Here is a 26,846-nt window from a genome sequence, read left to right on the forward strand (position 1 = left end):
CCCGTCCCGGTGAGCTGAGGAGAAGCGATGAGCTACAACGTGACCGCCGAAGAGCGGAATCAAATCAGCCAGGGCCTGTACGCCTACTGCCGCGGTCTCGACCGGTTCGATCGGGAGCTGGCGTTGTCGCCGTTCGCGGCCGACGCACACCTGGTCTACAGCGGGATTTTTGAGGGCACCGCGCCAGAGTTTATGAACTGGATCTGGCCGATCCATGCCAGCATGTTCGTGCACGTGCACCGGGTGGTGAACATCTTCATCGAGCGCAATACGGACGGCGACCTCGTCAGCGAGTCGTACGTCCAGGTCCTGCTGCGCACGACCTCAGCCAGCGGCTCGATGACCGACAACATTGGGAACGGACGCTACGTCGACCGCTGGGCGGAGCAGGATGGAAGGGTCGTCATCGTCGAGCGCGACTATGTACTCGACGCCACGCGCGCGTATCCGCACGAGCAACAAGACCTATCCGCGGTGCGACCTGCATCGCAGGGCGCCGCACTCACCTGGGCGAGGGACGAGTCGGATGCCTCCTACCGGCTGCTTCGCGCATGACCGCGATTCCCTATCTTGTGACCGCCGAGGAGCGGAACCAGATCGAGCAGGCGCTCGCCGCGTATTGCCGCGGACTCGACCGTTTCGACCGCGAGATCGCGCTCTGGGCTTTCGCCCCTTGCGCGGTCCTCAACTACAGCGGAATCTACGTGGGTGACGCACCCGGTTTCGTGAACTGGGTATGGCCATTCCACGAGAAGCTGGAGCTGAACGTGCATCGCGTCGCGAACGTCTTCATTGACCGTAACCCGTCCGGAGACCTTGTCAGCGAGGCGTATGTCACGTCGCTGCTGCGCCGCCGCGAGGGCGCGATCCATGTCGACCGGGTCGGGTACGGCCGCTACATCGATCGGTGGGCAGAAACCGATGGTCGACTGGCGATCGTTGAGCGTGATTACGTGAATGATCTCATCACCGAACAAGAAAATCCCGCGAACGCGGCGCGCCCGGTAGCCCCGACCGCCGGGGTTCCCGTCCGCGAGCCGGGTCGGAACCGCGGCGATGCGTCATACCGGCTGCTCACGGGAGCCGCCATCCGACAGCCCTTAACAGAAGGAGCACACTCATGACCGACACCGTCCTGCGTACCCGAACCGACGAGATCGAGGCGATCAAGCAGCTCAAGGCCAGATATTTTCGTGCTCTGGACACCAAGGACTGGGACGCGTTTCGGGGCGTCTTCGTCGAGGATCCCCAGATCGGCCCGATCGAGAACGGCTTCCCCCGACTACCTGCTGGCACTGCGGCCGCCTGAAGCGCGGGACCAGGTCACCAGCGGCACGAACTTCGACGCGTTCATCGAGCGCAATCGGCTGTTCATTGGCCCCCTGATCACGACGCATCACGGGTACCAGCCGGAAATCGAACTCACCGGCGAGAACGAGGCGGCGGGTATCTGTGAGGACGTCTTGGTCTGGAAGCGCGAAGGGTTACCGCCTGCGCGGGACCGGGCACTACTGGGAGACCTACCGCCAGGTCAACGGGGCGTGGAAGATCGCCTCGCTCAAGCTCACCCGGCTCTACGTCTATGTGGAGAAGATCGAGCCACTGGGGTGACCACCCGGCGCGGCAGTTCAAGCGAACTGCCGCGCCCAAGTCCTGACGGGAAGTCGTCAGAGCATGAGGTCTGTCGCGTAGTACTCGAGCGAAGCGATAACCGAAGTCGCATCGTCGCCGGGAACTCTGACCACGAACCAGTCAACACCGGCGTCGGCGAGCGCTGCGAGATACTCTCGGTGCTCGGCCGCTGAGTGATCCGCGAACATCACGCGTGCCTGCGGGGTCAGCACCTGAACCACGACCTCGGCGTCCTCGCCGCGCAGCTCCCGCGCCAGGTCACGCACCTCTCGAATGTCGCCCACGAGCCCGTCGACTCCCGCGATTGCCGCCGTATTGATCCTCGACGCCGCCTCGGAGCCGATCAGCAGCGGACTCCAACCGCCCGACCGAGCCGCCCGATCCCGCGCCCGGCGCCCATTCCCACCGATCCACAGTGGTGGTCCTCCCGGCTGTACCGGCACCGGTCGGCTCACTATCTCACTGGCGTCGAAGTTCATACCCGACCGGCTCACTGGCTCCCCCGCCCAGATCTCCGGGAGCACCGCGAGCGCCTCATCGAGGAGCGTATTGCGTTCCTCGAACGGCACGCCGAGGGCATCGAATTCCGCGCGCAGGTAGCCGGCGCCTACGACGGCCGTTACCCTGCCGCGCGACAGCAGATCGATCGTCGCCAGCGCTTTGGCGACCATGAACGGCCGGTGATACGGCAGCACGACGAGAAAGGTCATCAGGCGCACTCGCTCGGTGATGGCCGCGCAGAACGCCAACGATGCGAGCATGTCGAAAGTCGGATGCCCCGGCGGGCTGTCAATCCATGCCTTCGACGGTGCCGGATGCTCAGTGAACGCGAGGGCGTGGTACCCCAGACAATCCACCGCGCGCGCTATCGCCTCGACGTCGTCCGCCGTACTCACCGCCTCGAGTGGAAACTCCACTGTGTATTTCATACTTCCCCCTCAACTCGGACTACGCACGTGACTGGCCGGCATCTGGCGGTTAGCGCTGGCCGAGGGCCTCCGTCGACGCCTTCGTCGACCCGTAAGCCGCCGCGCGGTAGAAGTTGAACAGCGCGGTCGTGTATCCGCCGTCGACAGTCAACGATTGCCCGGTGATGTATGACGAGTCCGGACCGACGAGGAACGACACTGCCGACGCGATATCCGCCGGCGCGCCGGCCCGGCCGAGCGGGATGAGTGCGGACTCACGAGGCGATTCGCCGCCGGCGAGCGCGTTCTTCATGCCTTCTGTCTGAATCGTGCCGGGGGCGACCGAATTCACACGGATGCCGCGCTCGGCGTACTCGAGCGCTGCGAGCTTCGTGACGCCGTGTGCAGCCGCCTTCGAAGCCGAGTAGGCGCTTACCCCCGGTGAAGCGTGGTCCTGCGACATCGAGGTGATGTTCACGATCGCGCCCCCGCCACGGGCAGCGATGATCGGAGCGAAAGCGTTGATCGTCAAGATGGGGCCGAGCACGTTGACGTGAAACAGTTGGTCGAAGTCGGCGACGCTGATGTCACGGAAGCCGAGCCACGGGTAGATCCCGGCGCTATTGACGAGGGCGTCCAGCTCGGGCACCTGCGCCACGGCCGCTGCCACACTGTCCGCATCGCTCACATCAAGCCGAATCGGCGTGCCCCCAAGCTGCTTCGCGGCCTGCTCGGCGAGTTCGGCTGAGTAATCCGTCACGTAGACGTGAAAGCCGTCGTCGGCCAGCCGCTTGGCGATGCCGTAACCGATGCCTTGGCCAGAGCCGGTAACCAGCGCGTACTTCGTCATCCTTGATCTCCTTTGATTCATCTGTGTTCTGGGGTAGCTGGGCGTCAGGCGACGATTCGCTGTTCGCGCATCGCGGCAATCTGGTCGCTGTCGAAGCCGAGATTACTCAGGATCTCGGTGGTGTCCGCCCCGTGGTCCGGTGCGGGTTGCCAGCGCGACGTGAGCTGCTTTCCGAGCGTGAACGGCGATCCGGGAAGGGTGATCTTGCCGAGTCGAGGGTGGTCATGCTCCACGACATAACCGTTTGCCCGCGCCTGTTCGTCTGCGAGCACTTGCCCGAAGTCCTGCACTGGCGCAAACAAGAGGCCCTTCGTTCGCAGGTAAGTGACCCACTCGACCGCGGTGCGTTCCAGCATGAGCGGGTCGATCGCCGCGTACAGCGCCTCCTGCGAGGTACGGTCGTCGACGTCCCACGGTGTCTGGGCCAGGTCGGCCGCTCCGATCGCTTCGGTGAACGTCGACCACAGCGCGCGGCCCGGGTTCGTCCCGACGATCCACCGGTCGTCCTTGCATCGGTATACCGACAGCAGCGGTGTCTTCTGAATCCGGTCGTACGTGACGATCGGTTTCGAGTCGAGGGCCGCCTCCCACATCAACTGAGCTGACCATAAGAGCGCACCGGAACCATAGAGCGAGACGTGTACGTCCTGCCCCTCTCCCCCGTTCCGCTCCCGAGCCAGCAGTGCCGTGATCGCCGCCTGCGCCGCGGTCTGAGCCGTCAGCTGGTCGACGACGACCACCGGCAGCGGCTGTGGCACCTCATGCCCGGAGACATAGAACATTCCGGCCAGCGCCTGCCCAAGCGTGTCGAACCCACCCTCCTCCGCCAGCGGGCCCTTCGAACCGAAACCGGAAACATTGACATGCACGAGGCGCGGGTTCACGCTTGCCAACGATTCGTAATCGATGCCGAGTTTGCGCTTGGCACCGGGACGAAGATTCGTGATGAAGACGTCCGCGCCCTCGACCAGTTGCCGCAGCACTTGCTTGCCCTGCTCAGACGCGAGGTCCAAGGCAATCGCTCGCTTGTTGCGGTTCGACAGTTCAAACATCAGGTTCCACCCCGGCGAGTCGATCGCCTGGGACTTCAGAGTGAGGGAGCCACCTTCACCACGCTCGGGGTCGCCATCGAGGCTCTCGATCTTGACGACATCCGCGCCCAAATCTCCGAGGATGGCGGCAGCACCCGGCCCCGCATGCCAAACTCCGACCTCGATCACCGTGATCCCCTCAAGGGGACGAGCGGGCATACTCGCGCGCGCCGTTTCTTCGTTCATCATCGAACCTCCCCGCACATGCGGATACTCAGCAGTGGGACTTCCGGGCGTCGCCCGAGATCACTAACATATAAAGCATAGTCAGGATGGTCTGCAACTGGTGCCATCGACATCCCTCTTAGTGGAAGGGCATCGCGATGGAGCGGCGTACCGATTACATGATCTTTGCGGCGTTTGCCTCGGCGTCGACCACGAAGACATCCCTGGGTGCATGGATGCACCCGAGCACCGACCCGGGTTTTCTGAGCGCCGAGTACTACATCGGACTCGCCCAGGAGCTCGAGAACGGCGGAGTCGATGTGCTGTTCTTTGACGACCGGCTGGCAATGCCCGCCTCGTACGGAGCGTCCACCGACCCGGCTGTCGAGCGAGGATCACGGGTAGTGAAGCTCGACCTTGTCGCAATCCTCGGCCTGCTCGCTGGTCACACCAGCCGCATCGGTCTCGGCGCGACGTACTCGACAACCTACGGCTCGCCGTACCATGTGGCCCGCCAGTTCGCGACCCTTGATCACCTCTCGAAGGGCCGCGTGATCTGGAACATCGTCACGTCGTTGAACCAGGACGAGGCCGAGAACTTTGGCACCGACCACCTGAACCCCGACCAGCGGTATGACCGCGCCGACGAGTTCCTGCAAATCGCTACGGGACTGTGGGAATCGTGGGAAGCGGACGCACTCGAGCTGGACAGGACCTCGGGTCGGTTCGCCGACCCCGCCAAGGTGCGGCGCGTCAACTTTGAGGGAAAGTTCCTGTCCTCGCGCGGCCCTCTGACCGTTCCGCGACCGCCACAGGGCTGGCCCGTTCTGCTGCAGGCTGGCCAGTCTGGACGCGGTCGCGAGTTCGCGGGCCGCTGGGCGGACCTGATCTTCACCACCGCGCACAGCGTCGAGGCAGCGCAAGGACACTACGCCGACCAGCAGCGGATCACCCAGGAACAGGGCCGACCCGCCGGCGCCGCAAAGATCCTTCCCGCCGTCATGATCATCACTGGCGAGACCGAAGAGATCGCCAAGAACAAGAACGACTTTTTCAACGCCCTCAGCGACCCGGTCGAACAGCTCATCTTCCTTGCTGAACAGGCGAACTTCGACTTCGAACAGATCCCGATGGATGAAACCTTCGACGACTCGTGGTTCGACCATTTCACCGGCACCCGCGGCGCCGTCGAAGCGTTCGTGAATTCGGGGCGTGCGAAGTTCGGCCCCGACGCGACGCTGCGTGAGATCGTGAAGGCCCGATCCATGACATCCGGCAACCGGTTCATCGGCACCCCAGCGCAGATCGCCGACACTCTTGAGGAGTGGTTCGACAACTACGGCGCTGACGGATTCGCGCTCATGCCCTCCGACACGCCGGGATCGTTCGAGGACTTCGCACGGCTTGTCATGCCCGAGCTCCGCCGACGCGGACGCGTTCCCGAGCGGCCCGAAATCAGTGGCACCCTTCGCGACCGCCTGGGTCTTGCGGATCGGACGAAACGATGAGGTCGCCTGAGTGCACCGTTTCTGAGACGTCCCGATGAGCGAGGTCGAGCTCCGCATCGAGGGGGGCATCGCGACGGTCACGATGAATCGTCCGGATCGGCTGAACGCGATGAACCCGGCGATGCGAGAACAGCTGATCACCGTCTTCGACGAGACCGACGCCGATGACAGAGTGCGGGTGGTGGTGGTAACCGGCGCAGGTCGGGGCTTCTGCGCTGGAGCCGACGTCAGTGGCGGCGGCGCGACCTTCGCGTACGAGGAGGGTGACGTTCGGCTCCGCGACGGAGGTGGGCGGATCGTGTTGCGCGCGTTTGACTCTCTCAAGCCGATCATCGGGGCGGTCAACGGCCCCGCCGTCGGGTTCGGTGCCTCGTTTGTGCTGCCGATGGACTTCCGTCTCGCCTCGACCACGGCGCGGTTCGGCTTCGTCGCGGCCGCACGCGGGATCGTGCCCGATGCGGTTTCCAGCTGGTTCCTGCCGAAGATCGTTGGTATTCCGACTGCGCTCGATTGGAGCCTGACTGCGCGACTGTTCGACGCCGAGGAGGCGCTCAGTCGCGGATTGGTCCGAAGCGTGCACGAACCAGATGAACTCATGGCCGCCGCCTACGAGCTCGCCGAGGAGGTCGCGTCGGCCGCGGCGCCCGTTTCTGCGGCGGTGACCCGGCGCTTGATCTGGCGCATGGTCGGCACCGATCACCCCATGCACACTCATCGGATCGACTCCGCTGCGATCACCGCGCTCGGGCGTATGACCGATGCCGCCGAGGGCGTGAACGCCTGGAGCGAGAAACGCGCTCCCCAGTGGACGATGTCGGCCCAGACTGACCTGCCCACTCTGCCCTGGCCGGGCGAGCCCCTGTTCGAGGATTCACTCTAGGAGATCGCCGTGGTCGATTCGAGAATCGTGCAGCTGGGGTTTGTCGTGACCCACCTCCACGACGCGGCGATGGAGTGGACCCGTCGCTTCGGAGTCGGTCCCTGGTTCTATTGGGAGCATCTCGGTAACCGCGACTACCGCTTCCGTGGTGAGTCGGGAGAACCGGATGTCTCGACCGCGATGGCGGACTGGAACGGCATCCAGATCCAACTCGTGCAGCAGCATGACATGTCACCCTCCCCACACACCGAGTGGCTCGCCGCCCACGGGGGCGCGCCGGGACTGAATCACATTGCCGTGGCGGTGCCCGACTTCGCGGCTGAGGTCGCGCGCCGCGCCACCGCAGGCGAGACGACGCTGTCCGAGGCGGGCACGCCTGCCAACAACGTCTTCTATCACTGGGGAGATTGGAACCTGCCGGCGATCGAACTGAGTGAGCGCCGACCGCCCTCGATCGTCGAGCGCCTCTACGAAGTCGTCGCTGAGGCAGCCCAGGACTGGGACGGGACCGATCCATGGCGACCAATGCCACCGCTGAACTGAGACATCTGGAGGAACCATGGCCGACGTCGATTACTCATCACTGATCCGCCTGGATGGACGCGTTTACGCGGTGTTCGGCACGGGTGCAGGAATCGGAGGCGAAACAGTCAGAGCGCTGACAGCGCTCGGAGCGACGGTCGCGTGTCTGGATTTGGACGGGGACGCCGCCGCGGCGGCAGCGGGAGGCGCTGGGCTGGCGCTCCAAGTTGATGTCTCCGAATCGGGCGCGATCGATCATGCCCTCGACCAGGTCGTCGACAGATTTGGTCGTCTCGATGGCGCAATCGACATCATCGGCGCCGCGCTCTTCAAGCCATTCACCGAGACGACCGACGACGAGTGGGACCGGCAGGTCGGGCTGGTGGTCCGGCACGCGTTCCGGATCCTTCGCGCGGCCGCTCCGCTGATCGAGCGATCCGGCGGCGGTTCGCTCGGATTCGTCTCGTCAATCGCCGGGCTGAATGCCGCCCCGTCCAATGGGACATACGGCATGTTCAAGGCGGCGATGATGTCCATGGTGCGCTCCGCCGCCGTTGAGCTCGGGCCTGCGGGCATCCGAGTGAACTGCGTCGCACCGGGCGCCACGAACACGCCACGCATGCTCGCCACGCAGACCGCGGAGATGCAAGCAATCGCGCTCCGCTCGACGCCGCTGCGAAAGGCAGCGGAACCCTTTGACATCGCCGCTGCACTTGCCTTTCTCGCATCACCGATGGCCGGGCACATTACGGGTCAGACGCTCACGATCGACGGAGGGGTCAGCCTCATGAACTGGAGGGAGCTGACCGCCGTCGGTATCCCCGAAGGCGTAGCGCCATGATCCCGTAGAGTCAGATCTGCACCTCGTCCATTATGCAATACTCACAAAGCTTGTAATGATGGACCGCAATGTGCAATACTGCCCAAATCCCCCCAAGCTCTCCCCGTTTCGGGAATTTGACGACAAGGAAGTCTGCGTGATCCGCACCAAGAGAACACTCCCCATCCTCGGCGCCCTCGGCGTCGTCACCCTGCTCGCCGGCTGCACCGCTGGCGCGGCAACAAGTGCATCCTCGCCGTCGAACGGCGACCTAAACTGGAGCGACGTCGAACCCGTCGAGCTCACCGTCAGCAGCATCTTCCCCGCGGCCAGCACGGCGAGCATCCTGCTGAACGAGTGGATGACAGCCGTGACGGAGGCGACCGACGGCGCGGTGACCTTCGACTATTACGGCGACGGGACACTGCACCCGTCCCCCGAGGCGCTCAGTGCGCTGGCATCGGGCCTTACCGACATCACCTTCGTGAGCAACGGCACATTCCCCGACCAGCTGCCGATCTCGAACTGGGACGACATCGCTGTGCAGGACGCGCTGAACAGCTTCGGGTATCCGAACATGAACGTCGCCGGACTCGCCCAGCAGGTCATCCACTACAGCGGCGACAATGCCGCCCTGCCGGAAATGGAGGCAGCCGGGTTCATCCCACTGCTGCCGATGCTCAGCGGACCCGCGGCGCTGACCTGTTCCCAGCCATTCGAGACCGCAAAGGATCTCAAGGGTCGACAGGTTCGCGTGCCGAACGCGATCGCGCAGGGCGAGAACGAAGCTCTCGGCATGACCGGCGTGTTCACGCCGCCGAATGAGCAGTACGAGGCACTGCAGCGCGGCGTTATCGACTGCGCCGTAAACGCGCCGACGACGGTGCTGAGCGGCAGCCTGCTGGAGGTCTCCCCCTATGTGGCCTTCACGAACAATGCACCGAGCTCTGGGGCGAACTGGGTGATCTCGACCAGCACGTGGGAATCGCTCGCGCCCGAAGTCCAGGAGATCCTGCTCGACATGCGCTATGAGCCGTTCACCAACTTCGCCACGAACACGCTCGACCAGTACAGCGAGATCGTCGTGGCGGCCGAAGAGGCCGGCGGCAAAGTCATCGATGCCTCATCGCTGAACCCGCTGATCGCAAAGTACTGGGCCGGCCGGCCCAGCTTGGCAAGCACCGCCCCTGACGGCGTCGATGCCGAGGCGGCCCTCGCGCAGACGGAACGTGTCGCAACTGCCTGGTGGGACTTCTCTGAGAACGAACTCGGCGTGCCCGTCGACCACGACGACATCATCGAGGTGCTCAGCCAAGGCAGCGACATCATCGACTGGACTCCGTGGACCCAAGCGCTCCGGGACCGACTCGGCGCCGAATGATGACGCGCTGAGGGCTGCGTGCAGAACGCAACATGGTGCGGGACCAGACGGTTCCGCACCATCTTGCGTTACGGCGAAGATCGATTCCAACAATCCTATAAAGCTTGTAGTAGTTAAAAGTATTGGCTGGTAGATTCCGAGGGTCGCGGCAATCTGTGGCGGCACGACCTCATGACATGACAAAGGAGTTCTGTGGTGATTGGTACCAAGAGAGCACTTCCCACAGCAATCGGCGCCCTCGGCGTCATTGCCCTCCTCGCCGGCTGCGCTGGCGGGACAAGCACGGCGACCTCTGGAACGGCGTCCACGGAGGACTTCGACTGGAGCACGGTTGAACCCGTGGAGCTGACGGTTAGCAGCATCTTCGCCCCGGGCGCGACCTCCACGAACCTCATTGAAGACTGGATGGACGCGGTCACCGAGAACACCGAGGGTGCGGTGACATTCGACTACTACCCGACCGCAACCCTGCACCCGGCTCCGGAAGCGCTGTCGGCCCTGTCCTCGGATCTGACCGACGTCACGTTCGTCAGCAACGGATTCTTCCCCGAGCAGCTCCCGGTCTCCAACTGGGACGACCTCGTAGTCCAGCACGCCGTGAACGACTTCGGTTACCCGAACACGAACATCGCGGGCATCGCGCAGCAAGTCGTGCACTACGAGGGCGAGAGTGCCGCGCTGGATGAGATGGCGGAGGTCGGTTTCATTCCACTGCTGCCTATGATCAGCGGACCAGCGGCGCTGACCTGTGCGACGGAGTTTGACTCGGAGAAGGACCTCGACGGCCGCCAGGTGCGCGTGGCCAACGCCGTGGCCCAGGGCGAGAACGAAGCCCTCGGCATGGTCGGCGTCTTCACCCCGCCGAACGAGCAGTACGAGGCTCTGCAGCGCGGAGTGATCGACTGCGCGGTAAACGCGGTGACCACGGTTCTCAACGGCAGCCTTCTCGAAGTGTCACCCTGGGTGAGCTTCCTGAACACCGCCCCGTCTTCCGGTGCCAACTGGGTAATCTCGACCGGCGCATGGGACAGCCTCATTCCGGAGGTTCAGACCGCCATGCGCGATGCGCGGTATGCGGCGTTGAAGCGTTTCGCCGTGGACACGCTCGACACTTACCGTGACATCGTCGCGGCAGCCGAAGAAGCCGGCGGCGGAATCGTCGACCCGGCCAATCTCAACCCGGCGGTGAACGAGTGGTGGGCCGACCAGCCTGACCCGGCGACGGTTGCGCCGGCCTCGGTGTCCGACCCCAAAGCGGAAATCAAGCGCACGAACGCCATCGCCGACGCCTGGTGGGACTTCTCGGTCGACACGCTGAAGGTGGAGGTCGACCACGATGACATCCTTGAGGGCCTGGGCCTCGGCTCCGGTGCTGTCGGTGACTGGGATGCCTGGACTCAAGCTTTGACAGAGGGACTCGGCAAGCAGTAGCGAGCCCCTGCTAGAAGTCTCGGTAACAATGAAGCCCCGGCCATCGGCCGGGGCTTCATTGTTGGAAGTTCACAACGGAAATGCCCAGCTCGAGGAGCCGGGCACCTCCGTTGCACGGGGTCAGGGTACAGCGATCAGAACATCCTCCAGGAGTTCCGAGCCGACAACAGCGATCTCCGCATCGATCCGGTACCCGGTGACCGGGCAGAGGTACTCGCGGAGAACGAACCGGTCGGCGCTCTCAACGTCCGCCGGGTCGAACTCCGGTCCAATGTCGCGCATCCTCGTTTCCCGCACGACAGCGTTTGGCCTGTAGCTCTCGCTCGAACGGCCGAGGTCTGCACCGTTGCTCCACCAGCGGCCGTCAACCGCATGTAACACGTCTCCGATCTGCACGGCGCCGTCGGGTGCCTCGAGCTCGGCCTCCGGCTCTCGCCCGAGGCGTTCCCGGCGCGTGGCGAGCCGCTCCGTTTGTGTCGCCGTGTGGTCGATCCGCCCGTCGGTGATCACCACACCAAACACGCGCTTCGCGGTCTCGGGTGTGCTGAGGCCACCCACGATGTCGGCGAGAACCAACTCCGGGTCGCGCAACAACGGGTCGCCGTAGCCAGCGGCAGCAGGAGAGGTCCACTCGATCACGTCGCCGTCCGCAAACGCGAACATGCCCTTGAACGTAAGGATCTCCTCCTCGCCGGTCACGTCGTCGATCCCGCCGATACCGATACTCTGGCCGAGCAGGTCGATAGCGTCGGTGGCGTGCTTTACCCTCGCCCGCGCGATCGACCCGGGATTGCCGCCGAACAGGCCCTGCCCGTTGCTGAAGCTCTCGTTCACGTACCAGAAGATCTGGCCACCGAGCGCGCCGTGCACGAGCATTGTCTCGCGGAAGCCGACGCCGGCGCGATATCGACCGCTGCCATCGAGGCCGGCCTCGCGCAGCCGCCGACCGAGCAACACGAAAGGCATGCCCGATTCCAGCTGCTCCGCGTTCTCGATGGCACTGTCCGGTATCCACCATTGCCCGCCAGCGTCGACACCGTCGCGGGTTGCGCGACCTGCGAGCGAGCCCATGAGTCCGTCAGTGTTCTGATGGATGAATTGCTGCCCGGCGGAGGTCAGGCCGCCGCCGATCAATGAGGCGAGGTTCGCCGACGGTGCCCCCAGGGTCAGCTCTCGAGTGCCGCTCGTGCCACTGGCGAGCATCTTGCACACCGCCGTCGCCGCGCAGCTGAGCACCTGCATCACCGTCGACACGCCCGAGGGGCTCACCGCCGCTGGGTAGTCCGCGCAGTTGAGTAGCCCCGGAATCGGGCGAATGTCGATGAGACGGTAGGCTCCACCGTATGCTCCGGCGAGGTCGGGGATAAGCTGCTGCGTAAGCACCGCTTCCGCGATACCGGCGAAGCCCGCGTAGGTGAGGTTGATTGAGCCGGTCTGCGGATCGGTGCCCGCATTGTCGACAATGATCCGGTCATTCCTCTTCGTGACGTTCACCTGGTAGGCGTACAAATTTTTATCGCCCGGCAGCGCACCCTCGGTGTAAATGCGGTGTGACCAGCGACCGTCCGGGATCTTCGCGATCCGGTCGGCGAACACCTTTTCGCCCGCGTCGAGCAGTCGGCGCATCACGCCTTTCACGACGTCGGCGCCGTACCGGTCGACGAGTTTCAGTACCTTCTCGCGGGTGGCCTGGATCGCACCGATCGCGGCCCGGAGGTCCATCCGGCTGTAGTGAGGCACCCGTGACTGGCGAACGAACGCGTGCTCCACGTCCTCACGCATCCTGCCGTCTTCGACCAGTCGCAGTGGCGGCCACGAGGACGGGTCTGCAAACGCGTCCGCGGCGGTGGTCACCTGACTGCCCGGCATCGACCCGCCGACGTCCTGGAAGTGCTGTGCGTTGGACAGCCAGCAGAACAGTTCGCCGTCCGCAAACACCGGAGTTACCAGCGATACATCGGACTGGTGTGATGCGCCGATGTAGGGGTCGTTGCTGAGCCAGATGTCGCCGTCGTTCAGTCCGTTCTCGGTGTGGTGCTCGAGGATGTACCTCACGGTCAGCGCGTTCTGGTTCGAGAAGTACTGCACCCCGGACCCGAGGTAGACGAGATCACCGGTCTCGGTCATCATCGACGACTGGAAGTCGCGGGCGACCATTACCACCGGTGACATCGACAGCCGCGCGATGGTGTCGCCGTGTTCGAGGTTGGCGCTCATCAGCGCGTACCGGATGACCTCGTAGGTGACCGCGTCGACGTCCGTCGGCGCCGGGTCATGCATCGTCACCGCGGGTGAGTACTTCGGCGGGTCCGATGGGATGTAGCCGCGCGCGGTGCCGTCCCACGTCACGGATCGGAACGCTACCTCGGTGCTGAACCGGTCGTGCTGGTCGGTGCCTGGTTGGGTGTCGGTGAGGGTCATGCTCGGGTCTCCTGCTTCTGGGTGTGGAGGATGCAGTTGGCGTAGGTGTCGGTTTCCAGCGACTGGCCTGGGGCGACCGCGATGGTGGTGTGCGGCAGTTGCACGAGCGCAGGGCCCTGAATGGTGACGCCCAGAGCGGGCGGACCGTCATACACGTTGGTCGGAATCCATCTCTCGTGCCCCGGCCAGAACACCTCCCGTTCCCGTGCGGGTTCGGTTTCACCGGCTGTCGGTTTGGCCGTCGGCGCGGTTTGCAGCGGCACAGACGCCATCACCCGGATGGTGAAGATCTCCGAGGCGTGCAGCACCGACAATGCGGTAGCGCTGTACAGGCGGGAGTACTCCTCGGCGAACGTCGCCGACAGCGTGTCGCTGAACGACTCGTCGACGGGGCCGGAGGGAACCGGCAGGTTCAACTCCTGCAGGTACTGCTCGGCGTACCGGGCCTGCGCGGTGCGGGTGAGCCGCACCTGCTCCTCCTTGAACCCGGCCGCGACCATCTGCTTCACCGCGCGTTCCTCGAGTCGGCCGATCACGTCCGCCAGAGCATCGGTGTCGAACGGGGCACGGATCGCACATTCCTCCTCGAATACCTCCATCGCGTCGCTCGCCGCGATTCCGTACGCGGAGAGGGTGGATGCGCCGTTACCCATCGGGATCACGACCTGGTCAATGTCGAGCTCGTGCGCGAACGCGAACGCGTGCAGCGGACCCGCCCCACCGAACGCGTACAGCGCGAAGTCCCGCGGGTCCAGGCCCTGCTCGATGGTGCGCTGCCGGATCAGGATCGCCGCGCTGTGGCTGTTCACCCGCAGAATGCCCGAAGCCGCCTCCTCCAGCGAGAGTTCCGCCTCTTCGGCGATCTTCTGCACCGCAGCGACCGCCGCCGCCTTGTCGAGCTTCATCGCACTGCCGAGGAACCGGTCGGGGTCGATGAAGCCGAGCACCACGTCCGCGTCGGTGACCGTCGGCAGGGTGCCGGTGCCGTAACACGCGGGCCCCGGGTTCGAGCCGGCCGATTCCGGGCCGACCCGCAAGCCCCCGCTGTGCTGGTCGACCCGTGCGATGGACCCGCCACCGCAGGCGATGGAGCGCACATCCAGCTGAGGGATCTTGAACGTGTACTGGTCGATGATCTTCTCGCTGGTGAGCACCGGACGCCCGTCGACGAGAAGCCCCACTTCGAACGAGGTGCCGCCCATGTCGGTGGCGATGACGTTCTTGTGACCGGTGCGCCTGGCGATGAACGCCGTGCCGGCGAGTCCGCCCGCCGGGCCGGATCCGATCGTCTGCACCGGACGGTGCCGCGCGGTCTCCACCGGCAGCACACCGCCGTTGGACTGCATGATGAACACCGGGGTCTTCAGCCCGCGCTCCTGCAACGCCGTCTCAAGCGCGCCAAGGTAGCGGCTGGAAGCGGGGCCAACGTAGGAGTTGATCACCGTCGCGACGGTGCGCTCGTACTCACCCAGCCGCGGTGCCGTCTCCGACGAGATGCTCACGAAGATATCCGGACGAATCTCATGCACCAGCTCACGCAGGCGCTGCTCGTGCACCGGGTTCCGGAACGCCCAGATCAGCGAGATCGAGACCGCATCGACGTTCTCCAGCAGGGGCCGGAGAATCTCCCGCGCCGCGTCATCGTCCAGCGCGGCCAGCACGCTGCCGTCAGCCAGCACCCGCTCGGCGACCTCGACCACGTCACGATGCGGCACAAGCGGCGCCGGTTTGTCCGTCGCGCGCACGTTCAGGAGGAGGTCTGCGGCGACTCCGGCAGTGCGACCGCGACCGCGCATGATCTGGAGGGCATCGCCGTGGCCCTTGGTCGCGACAAGCCCGACGCGCGCACCCTTGCGCTCAACCATCAGGTTCGTTCCGATGGTCGTACCGTGACTGAACTCAGACGTGGCAGCGAGCAGCGACTCCAGCGTCTCGCCCGCCTCCTCGGCGAGGCGGGTCAAACCTTCGAGAACACCCTCGACGGGGTTCGTGGCGTGTGTCGACAGCGCCTTGCCGTTGAACACGCGTCCCCGGTCATCGACGGCAACGCAGTCGCTGAACGTGCCGCCGATGTCAACACCGATTGTGTAGGTCATGCGCGTCCGACTCCGGGGGTGATCGGGCCGAAGGCCTCCGAGTTGAGTAGTTTCATTTGCATCATTGCACTCCTATTCATCATTGAACGGTCTCAAAGTAGCCGTCCCGAACCCGGGGGTCAATGATGTGAGCGAACCGGCCGGAGACGGCGTGGTGTATCGCCGTGCTCAGGGCGCGATAGCCCTCACGTCGTCGTAGCCCGCGCTCCAGGCTCCACCGGTCCAGCGCACGCGCGCCGTGCGCTTGGCGATCCGCCACCCGGCGCGGGTGTTGTGCCACGTGTCGAGGTAGTCACCGCTGCGCGGAAGTCCAGTGGCCTGATCGATCGTCAGCCACTTGCTGATGGACTTGACCGCGTCGCCATCGTGAAACACCCAGGCGTTCGTCAGGAGGTGGAACGGCGGATGGACGGCGTCTCCGAGTGCGAGAAACTCCTTCAGTTGAGACAAGCCGCGGTACAGCGGACCGCCCACGCTCGTCACGTCGAAGGACGCATCATCGAGAAAGACATCTGCCAAGCCGGCGAAATCACGCCCATCCATGACATGGCCGTACCGGGCCAGCACCTGCGTGATCTCGAACCGATCCTCGACACTCAGACTTTCATGCATAATCCACAACCATCCCTTTCTTAGTTGCAATGTTTGAAATCATTACGTTCAGGTAGTCTGGCTCGCAACCGTAGTCTCTACGTCGAACCAATGTCGCCAACGTAGGCGCATCAAGGAGGTACCCGTGTCTCGCACGGACCACATGGTCTTCACCGCATTCGTCTCCGCCTCAGCTACGAAGGGCGGGCTGACGTCCTGGATGCATAAACGAGCCGATCGCGGGATCCTGGACGCCAAGTTCTACATCAACCTCGCTCAGGAGCTCGAGCGCACGGGCTTCGACCTCATGTTCTTCGACGATCGTCTCGCGATGCCGGCGGCCTACCAGGGTTCGATCCAGGAGACGATCGATCGAGGTTCCCGTGCGATCAAGCTCGACCTGATCACGATCCTTGGCATGCTTTCCGGGCACACCGAGCGAATCGGCCTCGGCGGCACCTACTCGACGACATACACCTCGCCATTTCACGTGGCGCGCAAGTTCGCGACTCTTGATCACCTCTCGAACGGGAGGGCTGTCTGGAACATCGTCACCTCGTTGAACGAAGACGAAGCGGCGAACTTCGGCACGGAGTACCTCAACCCTGAACAGCGCTACGACCGCGCCGATGAGTTCGTCGAGATCGTGACGCAGCTGTGGGAGTCCTGGGACAAGGACGCGCTGGAAATGGATCGCCTCACCGGACGGTTCGCCAAGCCCGATTCGGTGCACACGATCGACTACGAGGGCGAGTTTCTCTCCTCGCGGGGGCCGCTGACAGTGCCGCGCCCGCCGCAGGGCTGGCCGACGCTGCTCCAGGCCGGGCAGTCAGGACGCGGGCAGCAGTTCGCGTCGCAATGGGCCGACATCGTCTTCACCAGCCAGCACAACCTGGCGACAGCCAGTGATTACTACGCCGGGCTGCAAGCGCAATTCAGCGCGGACTCCCGGCCCTCCGGAACCGTCAAGATCTTGCCCGCAGTCCTGCCCATCGTTGGCGAGACCGAGGACATCGCCGAGGCGAAGGAAGCCTACTTCGATTCGCTGTTCGAGCCGGGCGAGCAGCTGGTGACCCTCTCCGAGCAGGCAAACTTCGATTTCGCGAAGCTACCGATGAACGAGCCGCTGACCGACGAGCTGCTGGACACTTTCACCGGCACGAAAGGCTCTCTGCAGGGGTACGTCAAGGGCGCGCGGCTCAAATTCGGCGAAGATGCGACCCTCAACGATGTCATCGAGTCGCGGCGCAAGCAGGGCGGTGCACGCTTCGTCGGGGATCCCGTGCAGGTCGCGGACGGCCTGGAGGAATGGTTCCAGGGCTATGGCTGCGACGGCTTCGCCATCATGGCGACGGACATGCCCGGCTCCTTCGAGGACTTCGGTCGACTCGTGATGCCGGAGCTGCGGCGACGCGGACTTGTTGCCCAGGACCCCGCACAGCAAGGGACACTCCGCGAACGCCTTGGGCTGCAGCAGCGAGGCTGAAAATCGGACGGCCCGCGGGCCCCACAGGATAGAAAGGCGAGCACGACGTCGTGACGCACCATAAGAAGGGGCCGCTCAGCGGTGTCCGAGTCCTCGAGTTCGCGGGTCTCGCGCCATCGCCGTATGCGGCGATGATTCTGGCTGACCTCGGGGCTGACGTCATCCGAGTCGATCGACCTCCGACCGGAGACGAGATCACGATGGATCCTCGGGTCAACCTGGTCAACCGCGGGAAGCGCTCGGTCGCACTCGATCTGCGCCACGACTCGTCGAAGTCGGTGGTCACCGAGCTGATCAAGAACTCCGACATCCTCATCGAGGGATTCCGGCCCGGAGTGATGGAGCGACTCGGATTCGGACCCGACGAGGCATTGGCAGTCAACCCGCGGCTCGTCTACGGACGCATGACCGGATGGGGACAGGACGGCCCATACAAGATGGCAGCCGGTCACGACATCGCCTATATCGCGGTCACGGGAACCCTGCACGCGATCGGCGATGAGGATCCCGTAATCCCGTTGAACCTGGTCGGAGACTTTGGCGGCGGCGGTGCCTTTCTCGCCATCGGAGTTCTGGCGGCGCTGCACGAAGCGCGAACAGCGGGAACCGGTCAGGTCGTCGACGCGGCGATGGTCGATGGCGCGGCGAGCCTGGCCACCATCATCTACTCGCTGCTGAACGCAAACCGCTGGGAGGACCGCCGCAGCTCGAACCTGCTCGATGGGGGAACCCCTTTCTACTCCGTTTATCGCACCGCAGATGACAAGCACGTCGCCGTGGGCGCCATCGAACCGAAGTTCTTCGCCGAGTTCGTCTCGGGCCTCGGAGTCGACATCCCGTTGTCGGCGCAGTACGACAAAGCGGGCTGGGCGGATATGCGCGCGCGTTTCGCGGAACGCATCATTCAGCGAACCCAGGCCGAGTGGGTCGACACGTTCGAGGGGACCGACGCGTGCGTCTCCCCCGTTCTCTCGCTCAGAGACGCACCCACCGACCCGCACGTGCGCGAACGCGGCACGCTCATCGAGACGGATGGCGCAATCCAGCCGGGTATCGCGCCGCGGTTCCCCGCCTACAACCTCGTCCCGCCGCCACCGGGCAGTTCCCCACTGCCCGGTGCGCACACGCGTGAGGTCCTCACCGAGCTCGGCATCGCTGACATCGACGAGTTCATCGCTTCCGGGGCAGGAACCGAAACAGACAGCCGGACGTCAACGTCGATGTCCATGACGGCAGAATCGAGAAGCAATGACTGACACCCAAGTGACAGCTGGCGCCCTCGAAATGGCGCGCGAAGCCTACCGCCGCGAGCGAGAAAAGCGGGTTCGCGACGAGGGAAACGAGCAGTTCATTGACACCGATGGCGTGTACTCGGACTTCCAGCGCGACCACTACGCGGATCCGGACTTCACCCGCGACCCGATCACCGAGACCGTCGAGGTCGTCATCGTGGGTGGCGGCATCGGCGGTCTCCTCGCCGGCGCACGGCTGCGGGAGGCGGGCTACAACACGATCCGGGTGATCGAGAAGGGATCCGACTTCGGCGGCACGTGGTACTGGAACCGGTACCCCGGCGCTCAGTGCGACACGGAGTCATATATCTATCTGCCGCTCCTGGAGGAGCTCGGCTTTGTCCCCAGTGAGAAGTACGCGCATCAGCCCGAGATCCTCGACCACCTCCGGTCGGTCGGTCGGCATTACGGCCTCTATGACGGCGCCCTGTTCCAGACGACGGCGACCGACATGGCCTGGGACGAGGCCGAGGCCGAGTGGGTGCTGTCGACGGACCGCGGCGACCAGATTCGCGCCAAGTACCTCATCCTGTCGACGGGCGATCAACACAAGCCGCGTCTGCCCGCCGTGCCCGGTATCCTCAGCTTCGCCGGAAAGATGTTCCACACGAGCCGCTGGGACCGCGAGTACGCCGGCGACGACCTCTCGGGCTTGGCCGGCAAGCGCGTCGGCGTGATCGGCACCGGAGCGACCGGGGTGCAGGTGATCCCGAACATCGCCGCGCACGTGGGAGAACTGCTCGTGTTCCAGCGCACGCCCGCAACGATCTCGGTTCGGGACAACAAGCCGACTGGGCCGGACTGGGCCTCTGCGCTCGAGCCGGGTTGGCAACACCGGCGGTCAGCGAACTTCACCGCCTGCGTCACGGGGGTCGCGGTCGAGAATGACCTTGTCGGTGACGCGTGGACCCGCACCATGATGGAGCTGAATGCCGCGGCTGCGGGGAAGACCGATCCATTCTCCGCAAACGAGCTCGTCGACTTCGCGATCATGGAGCGGATCCGCTCCCGCGTCGATGAGTCGGTGCGCGACCCCGACGCGGCTGCGGCCCTAAAGCCCTTTTACCGGTTCAACTGCAAACGCCCCACGTTCAACGACGACTACCTCCCCGCGTTCAACCTGCCCAACGTGCGGCTCATCGACACTGGCGGCCGCGGAGTCGAACGGATCACGCCGGACGGCATCATTGTCGACGGTGAGCTCCACGAGCTCGACGTTTTGGTCTTCGCGACCGGATTCGACGTCGGCACCGCGTACACGCATTCCCGCAGCTTCGATCTGGTCGGGCGCGGTGGCGTTCGGCTCTCGGAGCGCTGGGCGAACGGCATGCGCACTTTCCACGGCCTACACGGGCGCGGGTTTCCGAACTGTTTCTTCCTCGGCTTCACTCAGACGGGGTTCTCTCCCAACTTCACCCACACCCTGAATGAGCAGGCCTCCCACCTCGGTTACCTCCTCAGCGCTCTGCGAGAGCGCGGGGTCGGCGTTGTCGAGCCTTCGCAGCAGGCAGAAGACGAATGGGTGCGGACCATCCGCGAGGGCCGTTCTCCATCCCAGCTGAAGTTCCTCCGCGAGTGCACGCCGAGTTACACCAACGGTGAAGGCAAGCCCGACGATGAGAACCGGTTCGTTGCCGGACGCTACCCGGGTGGGCCGATCGAGTTCTTCGCGGTCCTGGCGCGATGGCGTGAGGCAGACAGCCTTGAGGGCCTCGAACTGACTCCTGCGGGCACTGAACGCGGCGAACAAGACCAACAGACAAGAGAGCCAGCCATGGCTCGTTACACGGGAGCACCTCAGTGAGCAGACAGCTGCACCTCAACACCTTCATCAACGCCGTGGGGCACCACGAAGCCGCCTGGCGATTGCCCGAGGCCGTTCCCAACTGGAACCTGGACATCGAGCACTACAAGAACCTGGCGAGGATCGCCGAACGCGGCACGCTCGACTCGATCTTCTTCGCCGACATCCAGGGGTTGATCTCGAGCCCGAGCCGCCGGCCCGGAGAGATGCTCGATCCGGTGGTGAAGCTGACGGCCCTCGCCGAGGCCACCGAACGGATCGGGTTGATCGCCACGGCATCCACCACGTTCGACGATCCGTTCAATCTCGCGCGACGCTTCTCGTCCGTCGACATCGTCAGCGGTGGACGGGTCGGCTGGAACGTGGTGACCAGCATCGCCAAGGAGATCGGTCCGAACTTCGGGGTCACCGAATTCCCCACTCCGGAGGAACGGTACGAGCGCGCCGACGAGTTCCTCGACGTCGTGCTGAAGCTCTGGGACAGCTGGGAGGATGACGCGCTCGTCGTCGACAAGGCGAGCGGCGTCTACGCGGACCCCAGCAAAGTGCATCGGATCGACCACGACGGCAAGTATTACTCGGTGCAGGGCCCCGCCCTACTGCCCCCGACCACCCAGGGACGACCGATCATCGTTCAGGCGGGGTCATCCGGTCCCGGCATCGCGTTCGCGGCAAAGTACGCCGAGGCGGTATTTACAGCACAGGGCACGATCGAAGAAGGACGCGCGTTCTACGCCGATCTCAAGTCCCAGGCGGCCTCCAATGGTCGCAACCCCGAGCACGTGCTGATCCTGCCCGGAATCGTAACGGTCATCGGCGGAACGGAAGCCGAGGCGCACGCCAAGGCCCGCGCGCTCGACGAGCTCATCGTCCTCGACCACGCACATGCCCAGCTCGCGGATCAGACCGGGGTGCCGGTAGAAGACCTCGACCTCGACCGTCCGCTCCCCGATCACATCCGCCGCCCAGAAGAGATCGTCGACGGACGCAGCCGTTACGAGATCACCATCGAAATGGCACGTCGCGAGAACCTGACCGTCCGCGAACTGCTGATCCGACTGAACGGCAGCCGCGGGCACCAGAAGCTCATCGGCACGCCCGAGCAGATCGCGGACGTCATCGAGACATGGTTCACCACCGGCGCATCCGATGGGTTCAACGTCATGCCCGCGACCTTCCCGGACGGACTCGAAGACTTCGTCGACCACGTCGTGCCCATCCTGCGGCGCCGCGGACTGTTCCGCAGCGCCTACGAGGCCACGACACTGCGCGGACACTACGGGCTTCCGATGCCCGAATCCGTGCACTGACCCGGCACACGCCACACCACCAATCAGAGAGGGTGATCCCCGAATGGATCGAATGAGCGGCAAGGTCGCCATCGTTACCGGCGGCGCGCGCGGACTCGGCGGCGCCGCCGCATCCGCGTTGGCTGCAGAGGGCGCAAGCGTTGTCGTTGCGGACATCCTCACCGCCGCAGGTCAGGAAAAGGTCGACGAGATCACCGCCGCCGGCGGCACGGCCCGGTTCGCCCTTCTCGACGTGCGGCATGCGGACGCGTGGGCGCGGGTAGTCGACGAGAGCATCGCGGCGTATGGCGGGATCGATGTGCTCGTCAACAACGCGGGCATCGCACTCCCCCGAACGATCGAGGACGCGACGCTCGACGAATTCAAGCACGTCATGGACATCAACTTGTACGGGCCCTTCCTGGGCATCCAGGCGGTGCTGCCCGCCCTGATCGCGCGCGGGTCCGGTTCGATCATCAACGTGTCATCCAACTCGACCGAGATGATCGTGCCGACGACCACCTATTACGCGGCCAGCAAGGCCGCACTAGCCAACCTGACCAAGACGACCGCGGTCCATGTGGCACTCAAGGGCTATGAGATCAGATCGAACTCGATCCATCCCGGACCTCACGCGACCGCCATCCTCGAAGCTCCAGAAGTCGCGCGGATGCCGCACATCCAGCAGATGCGCGAGACGGTCCCGCTCGGACGGTTCGGCCGGCCGGAGGACTTCGGCAGTCTCGTAGTCTTCCTCGCATCCGATGAGAGCACCTACATCACGGCATCAGAGTTCTTCATCGACGGCGGCCTCTCGCGGGTCTCCTACACGAACGCGCGGGGATGACACCATGACGCAGCCCACATTCGTCCACGACCGCCCGGCCCGCGTCGGTCTCATCGGTGCTTCCGCAACCGGGTGGGGACGACTCGCGCACCTTCCCGCGATCGCGTCGATCCCGGGTCTTCAGCTGACGGCGGTCAGCACCACTCGGCAGGAATCCGCGCGGGCGACCGCCGACGAGTTCGGTGTTCCGGAAGCGTACGACAGCCCGGACGCGCTGATCGCATCGGATGCTGTCGATCTGGTGGTCGTCGCGGTGCGGGTGGAGCACCACCATGAACTGCTGCACAAGATCGCTCGGGCAGGAAAGCCCGTGTACAGCGAGTGGCCATCGGGCTCGAACCTGCAGCAGACGGTACAGCTGCGAGATGCGTTCGCTTCGGCTGGGGTCCCAGCGATGACGGGGCTACAGGCCCGGTCGACACCGGGTATGCGCTACATCCGGGATCTCGTGCAAGGCGGTTATGTCGGGCGCGTGCTCTCCACCACGCTAGTCGGCGCCGCTGTCCCCTGGGGCGACGTGGTCGCTCCTGGCAACGCCTATCTTCAGGACGATGCGCTCGGCGGCACGATGATGACGATCCCGTTCGGACACAGCATCGACGGAATCTGCAGCGTCCTCGGGGAGGTCACCTCCATCTCGGCGATGACCGCCATCCAACGACCCGTCGTCCGCCTCGAGGGAACCGACAACACGGTTCAGAAGACGACACCCGACCAGCTACTCATTTCAGGCCAGCTCGCGGACGGAGTAATGATCTCTGCGCACTATCGGGGCGGACGAACCGCGGGAACATCACTGCGCTGGGAGATCAACGGCACCGACGGCACCATTGTCGTCACAGCCCAGACCAGCCTGCAGCTGAGCCCGTTGAAGATACGCGGCGCCACGGCAGGAGAAAGCACCTTGCACGAGCTCGAAATTCCCGCATCCTACGTGCGTGCCGATCCCTCGTTGCCCTACGTCGCCGCGACGGTAGCCGAAGCGCTTCTTGTCGTCGAGAGCGATCTTCGCCACGGCACGCGATTTGCCCCCACCTTTGATGACGCAGTGACACGCAAGGTGATGCTCGATGCCTTGCGCCGCGCCGCCGATACCGGCATCACCCAACATCTGGTCTGAACGGCGATCGTCACAACCGGCGGGGAGCAGCGTGGATCTTTCCTCGGAACAATGCCGTAACCTCACTATCCTTGATAGAATTGACGCTGAGAACGGGGAGCTTCCACACCGATGTGACGAAGCAGCACAATTCACCCGAATGCGTGAAAGGTCAGTCAATGAAGATCGTCGTGGATCGAGACAAGTGCGTAAGCCTGGGCATCTGTGAGGGGCTAGCACCCGACATTTTCGTCTTGAACGACGACGGCGAGCTTGAGGTGGATGAGTCGACGCCCGTGCCCGAGGGGGCGCTTGAATCCGTGCGCAGCGCCGTCAGTGGTTGCCCTGTCAACGCGCTTCGGCTCGTGGAGGCCGATTGAGCCCGTCCGGGGACACGGCGCGCCGGGATAGCGGCGTGCCGGAGCCGGTTCAGTCCGTGGAGACGGAGGGCCTCGCGTGGGGGGTCCGCTCGAGCTTCCGCCGTTATGTACAGCGCGTCGCGCACGGCGACGAAACACTCGACGGCGGCGGCGGCTTGCTTCCGGACGGACGGTTCTATTTTCCCGTAGACACGGTGACCCTCTTTGACAGCGATGCCCACAATGCTGACATCGCGTTCTCCGGGGGCGTCCGGTTCCTCGGGCACGCCGGCATGATCGACTTCCGACTCGGAGAATTGACACTCGACCTCACCGCCGGCCGAGGGATGCTGCGAAGCGGTTCCACGGTTGGAGTGCGGGACCTGGCCGAGGTCGAGGTCACCCATGCGTGGGCCGACGATTCGGTGGCCGGGCTTGTGCTGGCGAGTCGGCTCGCCTCGGGAGCAGAGGACCTGTTCGACGATGTCTATGCGAGCGGCGTGCCGTTCGACGACCTGGAGGTCAGGGTCTCCCTCCGTCGCTAAGCGACGCGGGAGACCCTCCTGTCACTCGGTCTGCTACTCGGTGGTCCAGACCGAGCCGGTGTCGACCGACTGGATGATCTTCATGTTCTTCCATGCGCGGCGAGCACGGAGCGCGACCAATGCAGCTCCGTAGACCGCTGCCACCGCAAGGCCGGTCACGGTCACATTCTTCGTGAATTGGATTCCGGAGTTCATCGTCATACCTCGTTCGCTTGCAGGATCATCTCGAGTTCACCGTCGATTGGCAGCCCCGCGGGTTCGCGGTCGACGGGAATGACGACGGGCGGCCGATCGGAAGACCGAACGATGCGTTTGCCCCGCCACGCGACTCGGCGAAGCAAGCGCGTCGCCAGACCGTAGACAATTGCGCCATCCGACCACTGGGTAATGATCCGTCCGCTGGGAGCGGCGTAGTAATTGTTGACCCCGTCGAACGAGGTGCCCTTGAGCCGGTCCTGGAGGATGACGTTGTAGGCCTCGGAGATGGCCTCGTCGACATAGAGGGCGGAGAAGCGATTCCGTATCTGGTGCTTGATCGCTGCGACGACCCATCGGCACTGTTCCTCGAGGTGCGTCACGATCGCCCCACCGTTGGTGTTCGGTCCGTACAGCATGAAGAAGTTCGGGAACGACGGAACCATGATCCCGAGGAACGCCTTGTCGTCGCCCGCCCACGTGGAATGCAGATCGATTCCCTTGTCGCCGGTGAGATTGAAGGTCGAGGCGAATGACGACTTGAACCCCGTGGACATGACGAGCACGTCGATGTCGTGATGCGTCCCGCTCATGTCGACGAGTCCGTTGGGGGTGACCGAATCCACCGCATGGGGGACGAGTTCGACATTGTCGCGAAGCAGCGACGGGTAGAAGTCGTCGGTCAGGATGGGGCGCTTCCCGCCGAAGGGGTAGGACGGGGTAACGAGGTCGGCAAGCTCGGGTCGATCTGCGAACACTTTCGCGACGTAGGCGCGTGCCGCGCGCTCCGCCGCGATGTTCTGCGGGGTGCCCGGGCGCCAGGCCGCGTTGCGGAACTGGGACTTCTCGCGCTGGATCAGCATCCCCCAACGAACGAGCCTTTGGGCGATCGGATCGTTCAGAGCCTCACGCTCGACGGGCCCGAAGGTTTGCGCGCCCTTGGGGAGAACCCAGCCGGGTTCCCGCTGGAAGAGCGTCACCTTGTCGGCAATCGCTGCGATGTTGGGAACGATCTGCACCGCCGTGGACCCCGTGCCCACGACCGCCACTTTCTTGTCGGCCAGGTCGATTGAGTGGTCCCAGCGCGACGTGTGGAACTTCTCGCCTTCGAACGTGTCCAGGCCCGGCCAGGTGGGATAGCGGGGGTCGGACAGCAGCCCGACTGCGCTGATCACGATCTCGAACTGGCGCTTCGAGCCGTCGCCGAACGTCACGGTGTACTGCTGGGCCTTGTCGCTCCAGTCAGCGCGCTCAACCGTGGTATTCGTGTGCACGTGACGGATGATGTCGTGCTTCTGGGCGACGTACTCCATGTACTCAAGGAGTTCGGCCTGCCGCACGTGGGTCCGGCTCCACCGGTAAGGCTCGAACGAGTAGGAGTACATCACCGAGGGCGTGTCAACCTCGGCACCTGGATAGCGGTTGTCCCACCAGACGCCCCCGATGTTGGGGGACTTCTCGAAGACCTCGAATGAGTCAATGCCCGCCTTCTTGAGCAGGACGCTGACCCCGATGCCACCGAAACCACCGCCGATGATTGCGATGCGTGGGGTTGAGCGGTTACGCGAGAACTTCATTGTTACTCCGAATTTGATATATCGAAACTGATTACGATATTTCAATTCTACTTGGGA

At 64.5% G+C, this 26,846-nt stretch carries 26 protein-coding genes; 18 read left to right on the forward strand and 8 right to left on the reverse strand.

Going from position 1 to position 26,846, the window contains the following annotated elements; translation table 11 throughout:
• Positions 1–27 precede the first annotated feature (27 nt).
• From HCT51_RS15825 to HCT51_RS15840, 4 genes are all read left to right on the forward strand, one after another.
• On the forward strand, positions 28–555 hold the full coding sequence (locus HCT51_RS15825) for a nuclear transport factor 2 family protein (RefSeq protein WP_166875226.1): 528 nt from the start codon (positions 28–30) through the stop codon (positions 553–555).
• A complete protein-coding gene (locus HCT51_RS15830; RefSeq protein ID WP_166875223.1) occupies positions 552–1,124 on the forward strand; it encodes a nuclear transport factor 2 family protein in 573 nt (190 codons plus the stop codon). Before HCT51_RS15825 ends, HCT51_RS15830 begins: the two co-directional genes overlap by 4 nt.
• Positions 1,121–1,309 carry a nuclear transport factor 2 family protein gene (locus HCT51_RS15835; RefSeq protein WP_166875220.1) on the forward strand — a complete coding sequence of 63 codons (189 nt, stop codon included), beginning with the start codon at positions 1,121–1,123 and terminating at the stop codon, positions 1,307–1,309. The genes HCT51_RS15830 and HCT51_RS15835 overlap by 4 nt, the downstream gene beginning before the upstream one ends.
• A gap of 143 nt (positions 1,310–1,452) precedes the next feature.
• Complete coding sequence (locus HCT51_RS15840; RefSeq protein WP_166875217.1) at positions 1,453–1,611, forward strand: hypothetical protein; 159 nt, start codon at positions 1,453–1,455, stop codon at positions 1,609–1,611.
• Between the two features lie 56 nt (positions 1,612–1,667).
• Here HCT51_RS15840 and HCT51_RS15845 read toward each other — a convergent pair whose 3' ends face one another.
• The 3 genes from HCT51_RS15845 to HCT51_RS15855 are packed head-to-tail and all read right to left on the reverse strand — an operon-like array spanning position 1,668 to position 4,670.
• Entirely contained in the window at positions 1,668–2,561 is an 894-nt protein-coding gene (locus tag HCT51_RS15845; RefSeq protein WP_166875214.1) for a TIGR03619 family F420-dependent LLM class oxidoreductase, read from the reverse strand.
• Positions 2,562–2,610: 49 nt separating this feature from the next.
• Positions 2,611–3,390: an SDR family NAD(P)-dependent oxidoreductase gene (locus HCT51_RS15850; protein WP_166875211.1), complete on the reverse strand. Its 780-nt coding sequence runs from the start codon at positions 3,388–3,390 to the stop codon at positions 2,611–2,613.
• A 44-nt stretch (positions 3,391–3,434) separates the two neighbouring features.
• Positions 3,435–4,670 (reverse strand): CaiB/BaiF CoA transferase family protein, encoded by a 1,236-nt coding sequence (locus tag HCT51_RS15855; protein WP_166875209.1) that lies wholly within the window; start codon positions 4,668–4,670, stop codon positions 3,435–3,437.
• 134 nt (positions 4,671–4,804) lie between these two features.
• Between HCT51_RS15855 and HCT51_RS15860 the strand changes: the two genes are divergently transcribed.
• The 6 genes from HCT51_RS15860 to HCT51_RS15885 all read left to right on the forward strand — a co-directional run bounded on the left by HCT51_RS15860 (position 4,805) and on the right by HCT51_RS15885 (position 11,188).
• On the forward strand, positions 4,805–6,154 hold the full coding sequence (locus tag HCT51_RS15860; protein WP_166875205.1) for an NtaA/DmoA family FMN-dependent monooxygenase: 1,350 nt from the start codon (positions 4,805–4,807) through the stop codon (positions 6,152–6,154).
• 34 nt (positions 6,155–6,188) lie between these two features.
• Entirely contained in the window at positions 6,189–7,034 is an 846-nt protein-coding gene (locus HCT51_RS15865) for an enoyl-CoA hydratase-related protein (RefSeq protein ID WP_166875201.1), read from the forward strand.
• Between the two features lie 9 nt (positions 7,035–7,043).
• A complete protein-coding gene (locus HCT51_RS15870) occupies positions 7,044–7,577 on the forward strand; it encodes a VOC family protein (protein ID WP_166875198.1) in 534 nt (177 codons plus the stop codon).
• Between the two features lie 16 nt (positions 7,578–7,593).
• The gene (locus HCT51_RS15875) at positions 7,594–8,397 is read left to right on the forward strand and encodes an SDR family NAD(P)-dependent oxidoreductase (protein WP_166875195.1); all 804 of its coding nucleotides are present in this window, start codon (positions 7,594–7,596) and stop codon (positions 8,395–8,397) included.
• Between the two features lie 136 nt (positions 8,398–8,533).
• Positions 8,534–9,757, forward strand: coding sequence for a TRAP transporter substrate-binding protein DctP (gene dctP, locus HCT51_RS15880; RefSeq protein ID WP_166875192.1), 1,224 nt, complete (start codon positions 8,534–8,536; stop codon positions 9,755–9,757).
• A gap of 192 nt (positions 9,758–9,949) precedes the next feature.
• On the forward strand, positions 9,950–11,188 hold the full coding sequence (locus HCT51_RS15885) for a type 2 periplasmic-binding domain-containing protein (RefSeq protein ID WP_166875189.1): 1,239 nt from the start codon (positions 9,950–9,952) through the stop codon (positions 11,186–11,188).
• 120 nt (positions 11,189–11,308) lie between these two features.
• Here the strand turns inward: HCT51_RS15885 and HCT51_RS15890 are convergent, their stop codons facing one another.
• From HCT51_RS15890 to HCT51_RS15900, 3 genes are all read right to left on the reverse strand, one after another.
• Positions 11,309–13,609, reverse strand: a complete 2,301-nt coding sequence (locus HCT51_RS15890) for a hydantoinase B/oxoprolinase family protein (RefSeq protein ID WP_166875186.1) — start codon at positions 13,607–13,609, stop codon at positions 11,309–11,311.
• The gene (locus HCT51_RS15895; RefSeq protein ID WP_166875182.1) at positions 13,606–15,705 is read right to left on the reverse strand and encodes a hydantoinase/oxoprolinase family protein; all 2,100 of its coding nucleotides are present in this window, start codon (positions 15,703–15,705) and stop codon (positions 13,606–13,608) included. The genes HCT51_RS15890 and HCT51_RS15895 overlap by 4 nt, the downstream gene beginning before the upstream one ends.
• A 168-nt stretch (positions 15,706–15,873) precedes the next feature.
• Positions 15,874–16,317: a nuclear transport factor 2 family protein gene (locus HCT51_RS15900; RefSeq protein ID WP_166875179.1), complete on the reverse strand. Its 444-nt coding sequence runs from the start codon at positions 16,315–16,317 to the stop codon at positions 15,874–15,876.
• A 124-nt stretch (positions 16,318–16,441) separates the two neighbouring features.
• Here HCT51_RS15900 and HCT51_RS15905 point away from each other — a divergent pair, with 124 nt between their 5' ends.
• The 8 genes from HCT51_RS15905 to HCT51_RS15940 all read left to right on the forward strand — a co-directional run bounded on the left by HCT51_RS15905 (position 16,442) and on the right by HCT51_RS15940 (position 25,017).
• Positions 16,442–17,782: an NtaA/DmoA family FMN-dependent monooxygenase gene (locus HCT51_RS15905; protein WP_166875176.1), complete on the forward strand. Its 1,341-nt coding sequence runs from the start codon at positions 16,442–16,444 to the stop codon at positions 17,780–17,782.
• Between the two features lie 50 nt (positions 17,783–17,832).
• Positions 17,833–19,038: a CaiB/BaiF CoA transferase family protein gene (locus HCT51_RS15910; RefSeq protein ID WP_166875173.1), complete on the forward strand. Its 1,206-nt coding sequence runs from the start codon at positions 17,833–17,835 to the stop codon at positions 19,036–19,038.
• Positions 19,031–20,878: a flavin-containing monooxygenase gene (locus tag HCT51_RS15915; protein WP_166875170.1), complete on the forward strand. Its 1,848-nt coding sequence runs from the start codon at positions 19,031–19,033 to the stop codon at positions 20,876–20,878. Before HCT51_RS15910 ends, HCT51_RS15915 begins: the two co-directional genes overlap by 8 nt.
• Positions 20,875–22,188 (forward strand): LLM class flavin-dependent oxidoreductase, encoded by a 1,314-nt coding sequence (locus tag HCT51_RS15920; protein ID WP_166875167.1) that lies wholly within the window; start codon positions 20,875–20,877, stop codon positions 22,186–22,188. The genes HCT51_RS15915 and HCT51_RS15920 overlap by 4 nt, the downstream gene beginning before the upstream one ends.
• Positions 22,189–22,231: 43 nt before the next feature.
• On the forward strand, positions 22,232–23,014 hold the full coding sequence (locus tag HCT51_RS15925; protein WP_166875163.1) for an SDR family NAD(P)-dependent oxidoreductase: 783 nt from the start codon (positions 22,232–22,234) through the stop codon (positions 23,012–23,014).
• Positions 23,015–23,018: 4 nt separating this feature from the next.
• On the forward strand, positions 23,019–24,134 hold the full coding sequence (locus tag HCT51_RS15930) for a Gfo/Idh/MocA family protein (protein WP_166875158.1): 1,116 nt from the start codon (positions 23,019–23,021) through the stop codon (positions 24,132–24,134).
• A 158-nt stretch (positions 24,135–24,292) separates the two neighbouring features.
• Entirely contained in the window at positions 24,293–24,493 is a 201-nt protein-coding gene (locus HCT51_RS15935) for a ferredoxin (RefSeq protein WP_166875156.1), read from the forward strand.
• 35 nt (positions 24,494–24,528) lie between these two features.
• Entirely contained in the window at positions 24,529–25,017 is a 489-nt protein-coding gene (locus tag HCT51_RS15940; RefSeq protein ID WP_166875154.1) for an HtaA domain-containing protein, read from the forward strand.
• A gap of 33 nt (positions 25,018–25,050) precedes the next feature.
• On the opposite strand, the gene HCT51_RS15945 is transcribed toward HCT51_RS15940, so the two are convergent.
• Together HCT51_RS15945 and HCT51_RS15950 are read right to left on the reverse strand one after the other, a co-directional pair.
• Complete coding sequence (locus HCT51_RS15945) at positions 25,051–25,212, reverse strand: hypothetical protein (protein ID WP_166875152.1); 162 nt, start codon at positions 25,210–25,212, stop codon at positions 25,051–25,053.
• A gap of 2 nt (positions 25,213–25,214) precedes the next feature.
• Positions 25,215–26,789: a flavin-containing monooxygenase gene (locus HCT51_RS15950; protein WP_166875148.1), complete on the reverse strand. Its 1,575-nt coding sequence runs from the start codon at positions 26,787–26,789 to the stop codon at positions 25,215–25,217.
• Positions 26,790–26,846 lie beyond the last annotated feature (57 nt).

This window comes from Salinibacterium sp. ZJ450 (genome assembly GCF_011751885.2).
In the GTDB taxonomy this organism is placed as follows: domain Bacteria; phylum Actinomycetota; class Actinomycetes; order Actinomycetales; family Microbacteriaceae; genus Ruicaihuangia.